The organism is Koromonas soli (genome assembly GCF_059726265.1).
Map to the genome: position 1 here is coordinate 89581 of NZ_AP040872.1, position 12718 is coordinate 102298.

Genomic DNA, 12718 nt, shown 5'->3' on the forward strand with positions numbered 1-12718 from the left:
GGTGCGTGTCCAGATAGGTCATTTCGCAAGCGCTGCACTCATCGTTGCCGCGATTGCCCTACTCTACCTACAGTTGATACATGTAAATCCAACCACGGTTGGCTTTACTCTTCTGTTGTCCGTGTTGGTGGTAGCGACCATGTGGGAGCTGGCGTGCTCCGTGTTCATGGCCTTCTTTGCGGCGGTGATCTACAACTTCTTCTTTCTTCCCCCAGTTGGAACCTTCACGATCTCAGACCCGCAGAACTGGGTGGCGCTCGTCGCATTTCTGATCACCGGGGTTATCGCAAGCCATTTATCCAATCGTGCGCGCGAAGAGGCACTCAAGGCGGATCAGCGTCGTCGTGACGTTGAGCAACTCTACTCCCTCAGCCAGCAATTGCTGGCAACCAATAACATCCTCGAATTATTGAACGGGATACCGCGACAGATTGTCGACGCCTTCGCCGTGACTTCGGCCGGGATATTGCTCAGCAAGAGCAATCGCGCGTATTACTCGGATCTCGGAGCACAAACTAGGATCAGCAGCGAATCGCTCCGCGCGACGGCCGCTCGCAACGAGCCGAGGCTCGATGAACACAAAATGGTCAGCCTGGTTCCACTCCGGATTGGAATCCGCTCCGTGGGAGCGTTGGGAGTGCTCGATGGCACGCTGTCTCCTGAAACTCTGGACGCAATCGGCAGTCTCGTCGCGATCGCGGTCGAGCGTGCCGATGCTATTGAGCAACTGAGCCACGCGGAAGCCGCCCGCGAAAACGAGAAGTTGAGAAGCGTCCTGCTCGACTCCATCACCCACGAGTTCCGGACCCCACTCACCTCATTGCTTGCGTCGGCAAAGGCTCTGTTGTGGGATGACAAATTGGATGAATCGGCGAGGAGAGAACTGCTGGAGATTATCAATGAAGACGGGGAACGCCTGAATCGGTTAGTTGGCGAGGCGGCGGAGATGGCCCAGTTCGACGCGCAGCAAGTCGAGTTGGAGATGGAGCCACACGACATCCGCGACGCCATCGAGAGCGCGGTCGAACAGTCACCACACGTGTCGAAGTTGCATCCCATCCACGTTTCTATACCCGAGGGGCTTCCAATGATCCGCATGGATCTGAAAAGAATCGCGGAAGTGGTCGCCCATTTTCTCGACAACGCAGGTAAGTACGCATCCGCAGGGACTCCAATCTATATCACTGCGGAACTCGATGGTCGGGACGTCACGACCAGTGTCGCCGACCACGGCCCTGGCATTGATGAATTTGAGCAGAGCTTGATCTTCGAGAAGTTCTATCGGGGCAGGGGACAGCGCTCAACTGTGCATGGAACCGGCATGGGACTTGCCATCGTCAAAGCGATCGTTGAGGCACACAGCGGAAGGGTGGGCTTGACCAGTCAACTCGGGCATGGTTCCGTGTTCCACTTCTCGTTACCAGCGGCAACCGAGGGCGTCACCGCTGGAATGCACTAGGCAACTTGCCACGGTGTTCGCAGGAGTGGTGCAAACTCGTCAGCGGTGACGGACAATGTGGGGCACCGTAAGGCGCTCCAAGTTCTCACAGCATTCTCATGCTCGGGGCTATCCGCACTCACCTCCATAACGGGGATCCCTTCATTGAAGCCCTTCACCTTTTTATCCTGCTTGTCTCAATCATTGTGATTCATCGGCATCGAGGCAAACCGCGGGTCACGAGAGCAGGGAACTGCCGCCGCAAAGTAACTCTTGTTTGTCAACAGAGCCGTCGGGGAGTGCGGTAGGATCCCGCGCCCAACTTTGTCATGACCGTTGACAAAGTTTAGGGATCAAGGTTCCCAGTGTTCAAAGCCGGTTTGGAAACTTCTTTCGTGAAGCGGGTAACGCAGGAGTGTGTCTGGTGCCACAGGAACTTTCGGTGCTATGAGATCCATTGTCCGGACGTCAACCTGGCCTGAATTGGACCGTGCAACGTGCTCTATACGCACTCCGCATTGCCAACTAACCATGCCGATGGTTCAGACTTCGGCAGACCTGAATATATACAGCTCAAGCGGTCTCGGAATACGGTTCGTTATCCCCGTTGGGCGGAGCCAGACGAACGAGGAGCATTCCATTCAGCAGGGGCTTGATGCAGTGGTGTTTTCTAAGTCGGGCACCATGGCGACACTCACAATATCCCGCAGATATCTTGAATTGAAGGCTGACACTTTCTTGAGCAGCATGGAAGACAGTCTGAAGAGGCTTGTGGACTATCGCCGTCTCTCAATCGCGAGCGTTGTGCGTGACGGAATCGAGGGAAAACGGATTGCTTACAATGCAGAAGCTCGGGGAGTGGAGTGGTACGGCTTTATTGAGGTGTTCACAGTGGGCGATCAACACTATGCTTTCTTCGGCCAATCACCCAGAGAATCGTATTCTAACTATGCCGCCGAATTCGACAAGGCTCTTCGCTCGATCTCAATTTTGAAGCATCACGTTTCAAGCAGCGATTTACAGGTGAGTACCCATAATAACGGATTCCAAACTTCTCTCCGAAATGGGTTTCTTCTTTGCTGCGTCCTCTGCGATCAACCGCGTCAAAAAGTGGCTGTTTTCCGCGCTTTAGGAAAATATTACGCGTTGACTCTCTCTCCAAAACATCTAGGCCCTGTCGCACAACCAATATCACATTTAACGCATTTTCATTCGAAGGCGATGGCGAGCCAGTATGGACTGTGGTTTGGTGGAGCTCTAGGCTTCCGTAACCAGCGGCGTATCGGGCGTACGCGGCCCTCGTGAAGTCTTTCGCTTCAAGAACAAGAATAGCGGCGGTCAATCATATAAACCGCCCATTGAGAGGGTCCTTTGCGAGTAGGCCTGGTTGCTCCACCTTTCATTCCCGTACCTCCGGTCGAATATGGCGGCACCGAGCTGTTCATCGCTCATCTCGCGCGTGGCTTACAGAATATAGGCGTGAATGTCACTGTTTACACGAACGGCGAGGCAACAGTGAATGTGGAGAAGCGATGGCTGTTTCGCGAATCGCAGTGGCCCTTGAAGGGTGACGATTACGCCCAGGTGAAGGACGTCGAGCACACTGCGTGGGCGTTGAGGGATGCCGCCGGATACTGCGACGTCATCCACCTCAATACTGCAGCCGGGTTGGCCTGCACCCGTCTGAGTCCGCTGCCGTGCTTATATACGCTGCACCATCCCACTGACAAACAACTCAGCGCAGTTTACTCCCGACTCCCTGAGGTGGATTACGTTTGCATAAGCAACGATCAGCGCGAGCGCGAGAAGATGCCGAAGCTCCACACAATTCACCACGGAATAGATCTTTCGCAGTACCGTCTTCAGGTGAAAAAGCAGGAGCACCTCAGCTTCATTGGACGCATCGCTCCAATAAAAGGCACACATCTGGCGATTGAGATTGCGAAGCGATCCGGCATTCCGCTGAAGATCGCTGGTGAAATACAACCTATGTACCGCGACTATTTCGAGGCGAAGGTGAAGCCGCACGTCGACGGTAAGTTCGTCGAATATATTGGGATCGCTGATCTCGCTACGAAGAACCAACTTCTGGGAGATTCAATGGCGATGCTCTTTCCTATCAGATGGGACGAACCGTTTGGTCTAGTCATGGTTGAGGCTATGGCTTGCGGCACGCCGGTGCTGGCGCTCAGAGCTGGATCCGTCCCCGAGATCGTCAAGGATGGTTTGTCCGGCTATGTATCGCGAAACATAGACGGTCTAGTTCGACGAGTGCGCGATCTCCGAATTCCACCCGCTGAGATTCGTCGTTACGTTGAGGAGAACTTCTCGCAAGAGCGCATGGCCCGCGATTATTGTGTGCTGTACACCAGAGCTCTTGAGTCTCGACGCTCTCGAAACAATGCGGCGTAAGTACCTCGGTGCTATCCCCTGCCAAGAGCTTGACATCGAATCAAATGCACATTGAAACGGTAGAGGGTTGCAAGAATGGTATCGGTTCGCAGCATCAGCTCCAGAGAGTTCTCAGCTCATTCATCTCACCTAAGGATGGAAGGCACAAAGGAGCGGGAACACTACGGAGGAGGAGTGGCTCTTACTGAGTTGATCATCGACCCTGCATGGGTTCTGGTCGAAGATGGATTCACGCTAGCGCGTGAGCATGAAGTGGAATCGCTGTTCGCGATTTCCAATGGTTACGTGGGCAATCGTGGATCGTTGGCCGAGGGTAGCCCTCTTTCCGCGCCTGCGACCTTTGTCGCCGGAGTCTTCGAAGTCACTCGGCCAGGCGCCATCCCCGGGTTGCTAGTGCTGCCAGACTGGACCGGGGTTCGCGCGTGGATAGAGGGACATCCGCTCAGCTTGGCGCACGGAAAAATACTCGAACATCGACGAATGTTGGACATGCGTCGCGCCTTGCTCTGGCGTGAGTGGGAGCATAGCGATATCGATGGGCGCGTGAGCCGCATATCCAGTATGCGGCTCGCATCCCTTGCGGATCGTCATCTTCTGGTGCATTCAATTGTTTTCACGCCAGAGAATTACAGCGGCTCAGTGCAACTCGAAACGTCCATTGAACTGGAACCGAACGTCAATGCGTCGCCTATTCCTGAGGAGTGGGTGACTCGGCGCAGCGCTACGCGGCCCAACATCCTCCCGCTTGCACTGCGTTCACCTGGTACAGACATTACGGTTGCAATCGCGGCCATCAGCCAACTGCGTCTTCATGACCATGACGCAGGCCGACGCGAGATCGACATCACGGAGCGTCGCGTTACCGAACGTTTCAGCCTGGATGTTGAGATCGGGGTCGAGTACCGCCTCGACCGCCTCGTCTGCGTCTATTCATCACGGGAGAGTGCCCGGCCTTCAAAAGATGCTATTTCGCATGCCAATCGTGCGATGTCCGCGGGAATCCGTAACGCTGTTGCCGACCACATTCGAAGTTGGGCCAATCGGTGGCGTGCCGCGGACGTAAAACTGAAAGGTGATGAGTTCCTGCAAAAGGCTTTGCGCTTCGCGGCATATCACCTAATCAGCGCCGCCAATCCTGAAGACGAGCGAGTGTCTATTGGCGCTCGTGCGCTTACCGGCGAGGCGTACAAAGGGCACGTTTTCTGGGATACAGAGATCTACATGCTGCCCTTCTACTGTTTCACTCATCCGGCCTCCGCCCGGTCCTTACTGATGTATCGCTATCACACCCTGCCCGCCGCGCGAGAGAAGGCTCGTGGTGCCGGTTATCTCGGTGCGATGTATCCATGGGAGTCGGCTGATACCGGAGAGGAAACGACGCCGCCCTATGCCGTCGGGGCCGATGGCAACATCATTCCGGTGCACAACGGCAGAATCGAGATTCATATCACTGCAGACGTCGCCTATGCCGTCTGGCAGTACTGGCGGATCACTGCCGATGATGAGTTCTTCAGCAGCGCTGGCGCTGAAATCCTCATTGAGACAGCTCGCATGTGGGCGTCGCGCGGGAAGATCGAAAGCGATGGGTACTACCACATAAAACATGTAATTGGGCCAGACGAACATCATGAAGACGTGGACGACAACGCCTATACCAACTTGATGGCGCAGTGGAATCTGCGTCGTGGCGCGCAGGTTGCGAGAATTGTCTCGGAACAGTGGCCTCAACGGTGGCAGCGACTTGCTTCGCGGGTGGGAGTAACGAGTGAAGAGGTTCAGTCGTGGTCCCATCTTGCAGACATCATGTTCATCGCTTTCGACCCCGAAACAAAGCTATTCGAGCAATTCAGAGGTTATTACCAGAAGGATCCCATTGACCTCCAGGCATACGAGCCACGCAATACCGCAATGGACATGATCCTGGGGCATGAGCGCATTCAGCAGACGAACGTCATCAAGCAGGCGGACGTAGTTATGGCTCTCTTTCTGTTGTGGGATGAAATTCCGGCAGATGTTCGCGAAGCAAATTTCCTCTACTACGAACCGCGCACCGGACATGGTAGTTCCTTGAGTCCTTCGATGCATTCGCTAATGGCTGCCCGCCTTGGTCATCTGGAAACCGCGTCGAACTACCTTGAGCAAGCAGCCGAGATAGATTTAGCGAACAACATGGGCAATGCCGCCGGAGGCGTGCACGCCGCTGCCATTGGTGGCCTGTGGCAAGCGATTGTGTTTGGATTCGGAGGCGTTCACCTTCGAGAGAACGGGCTGGCTTTCGATCCGCATCCTCTGCCAAATTGGAGTCGCCTATCGTTTCCCTTGCGGTACCGCGGGGCGAGTTTGGCCGTGGCGATCGACAACAATCTTTTGAGCGTGACGGTGGAAACCGATAGTGAACCGATCGATATCGAAGTAGCAGGGAATCGAGTTTTGACAAATATCGCTGGCGAATACAAAAGTCATCGGACGAATGGAGTGTGGCAACACTGGCAGGTGCCGAAGCCATAATCGCGAGCATCCGTCATTGCGGCTGAGCTGCAGTTGAAGAAACGTGGGGTGGGTCATGACAGCAGCAATGCGGGACTGGCAAGGGGCCGTGCGGGAATCCTCAAGCGCCAGCAAGGTGGTGGAGAATATCATCGTGCCGCTGGATAGCAGTGCCACAGCCAAGTTGGCCCTTCCGGTTGCGAAGACTCTCGCCCGGCTGCAAGATTCGACGCTGCACATTGTTTATGTCGGGGATGAGCCTGGAACGCCGAGGCAGACATTGCAAGAACTTGGCCTAGATGTAAACGATTTGCGCGGAGCTGTAATTGACTACGCGACTGGTGTTCCTGCAGAGACAATTCTCCGGATGGCGATGGAGTTGCCGAATTCATTAATCGCGATGTGCACACATAGCATGGGGCCGCACAAGACGTCGTTAGGATCAGTGTCGGAAGCGTTGCTCGCTGCGGCGCCGCCGCGACTGCTACTCATGACGCCGGATGCCAGCCGTGAGTTGTGGTGTCCGCATCGGGTTCTGCTGGCGCACGACGGTTCGCCCAGCGCAGCCTCTGCCATCCTGCCCGCTGCTGAAGTCGCAAAGCTCAGCGGTGCCGAGGTGCTCATCCTTCATGTTGCCGCGCCCAATGCGGAGCAGCCCGAGGAGCCCGGCAGCTTGCCTGCTCCGCGCTATGTTGATCAGCCACAACATGAGTGGCAGTCGTGGGCAGGTGAGTTTGTAGAGCGCATGATGGCCCTCGGTGGTACAACAGCTGGAATTACCTTCAAACTACTGGTCACAGGAGGTGGGCACCCTGGATCGGAAATCGCTCAGTTTGCGCGCGATAACAATTCTGACCTCGTAATCCTTCCGTGGCATGGTAAGTGGCATAAACAAAAGGGAGGCGCGGTCGAAGCGATCGTCCGCCGTTCTTCGTGCCCGGTATTACTGATCTGTACTGCGAACGTAGAAAATCGCCCCTGAAGGACATTGGCCATGACACATTGTGAGGGGGTCGACGCAGCCGTGTTCGATCTGGACGGGGTTATTACTTTCACAGCCAGTGTTCACGCAGCAGCATGGAAACAATTGTTCGATGACTACATGCGCCAGCGGGAAAAACGTTATGGCGAACCTTTCCTCCCATTCGATCTCCAAATCGATTACCGAGCACACGTGGACGGAAAACCTAGATATGACGGCGTCGCTGCATTTCTCATATCTCGCGGCATCCATCTCGAACGCGGCACACCCGCCGACTCACCAGACAAGGAGACAGTCTGCGGTCTCGGCAATCGCAAGAACTTATTGTTTGGCTCTAGATTAAAGGAGATCGGGGTCGAGGTAGACCAGGACGCTGTGCGCTTTGTTCACGAACTGCGCGACTGCGGTGTACGTGTCGGCCTGGCCTCCTCCAGCAAGAATGCTGCGCCAATCTTGCAAAGCGTAGGACTGTTTGATTTATTTGACGCGATTGTGGACGGCGTACACAGCGAACAACTTGGACTGCGCGGCAAACCTCAACCAGATATCTTCCTGGCCTGCCTTCGCCAGATGGGCGACTCGTTGGATGAGAAGCGAGCGATGGTGGTGGAGGATGCTGTCTCCGGGGTTCAAGCAGGAGCCGCTGGCGGCTTCGGCTTGGTGCTTGGCGTCGACCGAGGTAACAACACAGTAGAGCTGCTTCAGCATGGCGCCAATTGGGTGATTCGCAGCTTCCGTGAGATCGACGCGGAGAAGCTCACCAATTACTTTCGCACCCGAAGCCGCGTGGCCTGACACTGGTACAGCGGTCTCCCGAAACATCGCTGATAGCTTCCCGAAACAGGCGCTACCTTGTTGCTGCCATACAAATCATCGTTGCGCTTCGAACGTTAAGTATCGTTGCGCCTGCTTCAGTTCCTCCCGATCCGTGTCGCCACGCGCGCCCAACTCGGCCAGCTTGCGATACATCTCTGCCGCCATTTTGTGATCGCCGTTCATCTCGGCCGCCCTCGCAGCTCCATACACAGCTGCGAACCGATTCGGCTCGGCATTCAACAATTTGCCATATTCATCCTGCGCTTCTGCTGGCCGTTTCGACTCGAGCAACATGTCTCCCAGCAGCGCGCGCATCGGCACCACCGAGCCCGGCGTCACTGGATGCTTCTCCGTCGCGTCGTCCAAGCTGACGGCCGATCGCATCTCCGCCAGCCCCTGTTCACGTTTCCCGGCGGCAAAATGTAACCATGCCTCTGCGGCACGTCTTTGAATTTCTACTTGCGAAGCCCAGTAGTCCTCATGATGGGTGTCCAGGAGCGCCTTCTTGTCTGCCGCGATTTTCTCCACGTCAGCCCGCGCCTGATCCAGTTGATTGCTTCGCGCCGCACCCAGCGCACGCGCGAAGTAGACGGTCGCATCTGCCCACGCATACCGTCCTCCTGGCAATCCATTCACCGGCAGAGCAGCTGCCTGAGTCCATTGCCTCCGTTCTATAACGTATCTCACCGGGACTGCGACCCAAGCGTAAATACCCGCAAAGCGTGCTGCGTCAGTCGTTGCGGGCTGCTGAATCTGGCGCTTTGTTTCTTCTGCACGCTTGTCCTGACCAGTCTGCAAATACGCGAATTCCAGGTAGTCCAACGCGTGCAGTTCATCTCCCACCAGTCCGTTCTTTCGTGCTGCTGCCGCCGACGCAAGGTTAGATTCGATCGAGTCCTGCCACAGGCCCAATCGAGTGAAGATGTGCGATGGCATGTGTAGAGCATGGGGAGCGTCGGGGGCGATCTTCGCGTATTGCCGAGCCGCAGCCAGAGCCTGTGGCGCGAGCGCGGGATAGTCATAAGCGTGAATGATGTAATGCGCGATTCCCGGATGATTCGGCTCTTGGCTTACCAATGGTTCCAACAGCGCCCCAGCCTTGCGCTGCCGAGCATAAGTCTTGTCCGGTGGCGACGAACTCGCGGACGCCAGTAAAGACAAAGCGTAGAAGATCGTCGTTTCGTGATCGCTTGAGAACTGCGAGTGCAAGTCGTTCATCGCCTGCTCATAGGCGAGCACACGCTCGAGATGTGGTGTCTTCTCGGCATTTGCGTAGAAGTTGTTCAGTGCGGCGATGAAGTGTTTCTCCCTCTCAGAGCGAGCCCCTGCTGACCGAGCTTTCTGAATCGCCTCTTGTCCAAGCTTCAACTTGTCAGGGTTAGGTCCGTTCGGCTCCCACAACGGATGCCAAGCCGACATTGCTACTCCCCACCATGCCATTCCGCACGCCGGGTCCTTCTCGGCTACCTTCCGAAATTGCCGTTCCGCCTCGTCGTACCAGAAGGAGTGGAGCAATGCAACGGAGCGCATGAACATGTCCTGCACTTCAGGCGCGCAACTGTTCTGAAAGTGGACAGACCCCAGCTCCAGGGGTGCAGCTCCCTGTTGGTGATGTTCGTGCTGCGCGACCACAGACAGGCAAAGAGCGAACTCAAGAACAAGCGTTGTCGCAAAACCAATCTTTGACATGCAGAACTCCCCACGGCATTGCGCAAGATTGTACTGCGACGAGTTCAAATTGCGCGACCTCAACTTCTTTCGTCCGCGTCCGCATCGGGTGGTATGTTTCTGATGTACACAGCAAAGCTATGAAGCCTATCTGTACAGGTAAACTGAAGATATGGTAGGCTCCATACATGAGCAATCGATCCGGTCGGTCCCAAGCTGACCGCGCCTCAGCATTGGCGCTGAAAATACGAACCATCATTGGCAAATTGAAACGGAAGCTGCGGGACCAGGCCGGCCACGAGGATTTTTCTTCATCACAAGTGTCGGTACTGCTTCGTCTTGAAAAAGAGGGGCCAGCTACGGCATCGAATCTCGCCAGGGCAGAAGCAATGCGCCCGCAGTCGATGAGCGCGGTAATCGCTCCGTTAGAAGCTGCGGGCCTTGTGAGTGGCACTGCCGATCCGAGTGATGGACGACAGACCCTTCTATCGCTTACTCCAAAATGTCGGGAAATTATCCAGGAGCGCAGAGCGGCGAAGCAGGACTGGTTGACCAAAACGATCTTGGCCAAACTCTCTACTCACGAACAGGAGCGTCTTGCAGACGCTCTCGAAATTCTCGCTAGGCTTGTCGAGGACTGACTCGCCGTCGTTGGGGAGGCAGTCAACATCGGAAACGGTTTTCAGGAAGACAGTTCAATGTCCATCACAGCACTCGACCCACGAACCGCGCTGATCGTCGTTGACCTTCAGCAGGGCCTCATCGGCTCTCAATTCATTGACCCTATAGCTGAAGTGATCAAGCAAAACCGCTCTCTTCTCGAAGCGTTTCGGCGGAATGAACTGCCCGTCGTTCTCGTTAACGTTGCAGGTGGAGCGCCAGGGCGAACGGAACATCAAAGACGTCAGCAACCATGTCCTGACGGATGGAGTGACCTGATTCCAGAACTCCAGCCAACGCCCAGTGACATACTCGTAACCAAGCGGACATGGGGCGCATTTGCGAACACCGATCTTGAGGCTCGCTTGAAACAAATGAGCGTTACCCAAGTTGTTGTCACAGGAGTGTCGACAGCCACGGGTGTTGAGTCAACGGCGCGACAAGCCTACGAACGGGGGTTCAATGTGACCCTCGCGATCGATGCCATGACGGATGTGCGGCCTGAAGCGCATGACTATTCCCTCAGGCACGTCTTTCCCCGGCTGGGAGAGACAGGTACAACACAGCAAATTATCGATCTGCTGGCCGCCAGGAGCATCTCGAAATGAATTGGCTCTATCTTCTCTCCTACTTTTTCGGAGGCGCTTTCTTTGCCAATGCCGTTCCACATTTCGTCAGCGGCACAATGGGACGCCCATTCCAAACCCCTTTTGCAAAGCCTTCGGGTCAAGGGCTGTCCTCGTCAACGGTGAACGTATGTTGGGGCACCTTCAATGCACTGGTCGGTTATTTATTGCTGTTCAGAGTGGACAACTTCGACTTGAGATCGACGCTTGATGTTGCTGTCAGCGGACTCGGCGCATTTCTGATCAGCCTTCATGCTGCCCGGCATTTCGGTCGCTTCCATGGAGGAAATGTCCCGGAGCGCTCATGAAGAACCCAACCGCAGCCCCTTTCCGCGCGCTGCGAAATTTCAATTTCCGGGTCTGGTCGATCGGTGCGCTCGTTTCCAACATTGGCACCTGGATGCAGCGAGTTGCCCAGGATTGGCTCGTGCTCACTCAGCTCACGCAGCACGATGCCTCTGCCCTTGGCATCGTCATGGGGCTTCAGTTTGCGCCTCAGCTACTGCTGCTTCCATGGACTGGCTTTGCAGCCGATCACTTCAATCAGCGCAAGCTACTGATGATCACACAGGCAGCAATGGGTGGGCTGGCGTTGGCGTTAGGAGCGCTTACAGTGCTCGGCGCAATTCAACTCTGGCACGTCTACGTGTTCGCGTTTGTGTTCGGCTCGGCTGCGGCGCTAGATGCGCCTGTGCGCCAGACCTTTGTTTCAGAACTGGTTGGCGACGAGGATTTGTCGAGCGCGGTTTCTCTTAACTCGATCTCTTTCAATGCGGCGAGGATGGTGGGGCCGGCCGTCGCTGGCCTCGTCATCGCAAAGATCGGCACGGGCTGGGCTTTCTTGTTGAACGGCATCTCATTCGCCGCAGTCCTGATCTCGCTGACATTGTTCCACGCCAACGAAATGCGTATCAACGCAAGGGCTTCCCGTGCGGCTAGCGGATTCAAGGCTGGCCTTCATTATGCATGGGGCCGGCCGGATCTCCGCGGCATTCTGATCATGTTGTTTTTGGTCGGAACATTCGGGCTGAATTTTCCAATCTTCACTTCCACCATGGCCATCAACGTCTTCCACGCGGACGCACGCGGGTTTGGCCTGCTGTCATCGATTATGGCTGTTGGTACTATTTCGGGAGCGTTGCTCGCTGGTGCTACGCGTCCGCAATTCGGGTCACTGCTGTTTGGTGCCGGCATCTTTGGAATCGGATGCACTCTGGGTGCAATCGCGCCAAGCTACTGGTGGTTTGCAGGCGCACTCGTTGTTATCGGAGTTGCTGCGCTGACGCTCACCAACAACACCAACAGCATCATGCAACTCTCGACCGAACCCGCGATGCGCGGACGCGTGATGGCGCTTCGTTTGGCTGTCGCCTTGGGAGCGACGCCGATTGGGGCTCCAATCGTGGGCTGGGTTGCGGACCGCTTCGGTCCACGCTGGGCGCTTGGAATTGGCGCTGCCTCAGGTTTCGCCGCTGCCATCGTAGCGCTAAGCACAATGAGGCGGCGAGTTGACCTGGGTGGAGAGCAGAGTGAACTTGGAGATAGTTCACGCGCACACAACGCGCAATCAGCTTAGAGGAATAGCCACTATTGCCAACTCCAGCCTGTCCGAAGATGCCGGAAATCAGG

General features: G+C 55.8%; 11 protein-coding genes. 10 read left to right on the plus strand and 1 reads right to left on the minus strand.

Going from position 1 to position 12718, the window contains the following annotated elements; translation table 11 throughout:
• Position 1: 1 nt before the first annotated feature.
• The 6 genes from AC6IY8_RS00380 to AC6IY8_RS00405 all read left to right on the plus strand — a co-directional run bounded on the left by AC6IY8_RS00380 (position 2) and on the right by AC6IY8_RS00405 (position 8114).
• On the plus strand, positions 2-1459 hold the full coding sequence (locus AC6IY8_RS00380; RefSeq protein WP_497776582.1) for a sensor histidine kinase: 1458 nt from the start codon (positions 2-4) through the stop codon (positions 1457-1459).
• Between the two features lie 726 nt (positions 1460-2185).
• A complete protein-coding gene (locus AC6IY8_RS00385) occupies positions 2186-2743 on the plus strand; it encodes a hypothetical protein (RefSeq protein WP_497776583.1) in 558 nt (185 codons plus the stop codon).
• Positions 2744-2809: 66 nt separating this feature from the next.
• Positions 2810-3850 carry a glycosyltransferase family 4 protein gene (locus AC6IY8_RS00390; RefSeq protein ID WP_497776584.1) on the plus strand — a complete coding sequence of 347 codons (1041 nt, stop codon included), beginning with the start codon at positions 2810-2812 and terminating at the stop codon, positions 3848-3850.
• A gap of 174 nt (positions 3851-4024) precedes the next feature.
• Positions 4025-6358 carry a glycoside hydrolase family 65 protein gene (locus AC6IY8_RS00395; protein WP_497776585.1) on the plus strand — a complete coding sequence of 778 codons (2334 nt, stop codon included), beginning with the start codon at positions 4025-4027 and terminating at the stop codon, positions 6356-6358.
• 55 nt (positions 6359-6413) lie between these two features.
• Positions 6414-7319 (plus strand): universal stress protein, encoded by a 906-nt coding sequence (locus AC6IY8_RS00400; RefSeq protein ID WP_497776586.1) that lies wholly within the window; start codon positions 6414-6416, stop codon positions 7317-7319.
• Positions 7320-7331: 12 nt separating this feature from the next.
• Positions 7332-8114 (plus strand): HAD family hydrolase, encoded by a 783-nt coding sequence (locus AC6IY8_RS00405; RefSeq protein ID WP_497778655.1) that lies wholly within the window; start codon positions 7332-7334, stop codon positions 8112-8114.
• 75 nt (positions 8115-8189) lie between these two features.
• On the opposite strand, the gene AC6IY8_RS00410 is transcribed toward AC6IY8_RS00405, so the two are convergent.
• A complete protein-coding gene (locus AC6IY8_RS00410; protein WP_497776587.1) occupies positions 8190-9824 on the minus strand; it encodes a hypothetical protein in 1635 nt (544 codons plus the stop codon).
• Positions 9825-9991: 167 nt separating this feature from the next.
• On the opposite strand from AC6IY8_RS00410, the gene AC6IY8_RS00415 reads away from it, so the two are divergent.
• From AC6IY8_RS00415 to AC6IY8_RS00430, 4 genes are read left to right on the plus strand one after another with little or no spacing between them, the layout of a single operon-like run.
• The gene (locus tag AC6IY8_RS00415; protein ID WP_497776589.1) at positions 9992-10444 is read left to right on the plus strand and encodes a MarR family winged helix-turn-helix transcriptional regulator; all 453 of its coding nucleotides are present in this window, start codon (positions 9992-9994) and stop codon (positions 10442-10444) included.
• Positions 10445-10501: 57 nt separating this feature from the next.
• Entirely contained in the window at positions 10502-11071 is a 570-nt protein-coding gene (locus AC6IY8_RS00420) for a cysteine hydrolase family protein (protein ID WP_497776590.1), read from the plus strand.
• Entirely contained in the window at positions 11068-11397 is a 330-nt protein-coding gene (locus AC6IY8_RS00425; protein WP_497776591.1) for a hypothetical protein, read from the plus strand. The genes AC6IY8_RS00420 and AC6IY8_RS00425 overlap by 4 nt, the downstream gene beginning before the upstream one ends.
• Positions 11394-12665 carry an MFS transporter gene (locus AC6IY8_RS00430; RefSeq protein WP_497776592.1) on the plus strand — a complete coding sequence of 424 codons (1272 nt, stop codon included), beginning with the start codon at positions 11394-11396 and terminating at the stop codon, positions 12663-12665. Before AC6IY8_RS00425 ends, AC6IY8_RS00430 begins: the two co-directional genes overlap by 4 nt.
• Positions 12666-12718 lie beyond the last annotated feature (53 nt).

Bases quoted from the DNA above. Each gene is read 5' to 3' on its own strand.
- AC6IY8_RS00385 (WP_497776583.1), top strand. From the start codon at position 2,186: ATGGAAGACAGTCTGAAGAGGCTTGTGGACTATCGCCGTCTCTCAATC.
- AC6IY8_RS00400 (WP_497776586.1), top strand. From the start codon at position 6,414: ATGACAGCAGCAATGCGGGACTGGCAAGGGGCCGTGCGGGAATCCTCA.
- AC6IY8_RS00405 (WP_497778655.1), top strand. From the start codon at position 7,332: ATGACACATTGTGAGGGGGTCGACGCAGCCGTGTTCGATCTGGACGGG.
- AC6IY8_RS00410 (WP_497776587.1), bottom strand. From the start codon at position 9,824: ATGTCAAAGATTGGTTTTGCGACAACGCTTGTTCTTGAGTTCGCTCTT.
- AC6IY8_RS00415 (WP_497776589.1), top strand. From the start codon at position 9,992: ATGAGCAATCGATCCGGTCGGTCCCAAGCTGACCGCGCCTCAGCATTG.
- AC6IY8_RS00420 (WP_497776590.1), top strand. From the start codon at position 10,502: ATGTCCATCACAGCACTCGACCCACGAACCGCGCTGATCGTCGTTGAC.
- AC6IY8_RS00425 (WP_497776591.1), top strand. From the start codon at position 11,068: ATGAATTGGCTCTATCTTCTCTCCTACTTTTTCGGAGGCGCTTTCTTT.
- AC6IY8_RS00430 (WP_497776592.1), top strand. From the start codon at position 11,394: ATGAAGAACCCAACCGCAGCCCCTTTCCGCGCGCTGCGAAATTTCAAT.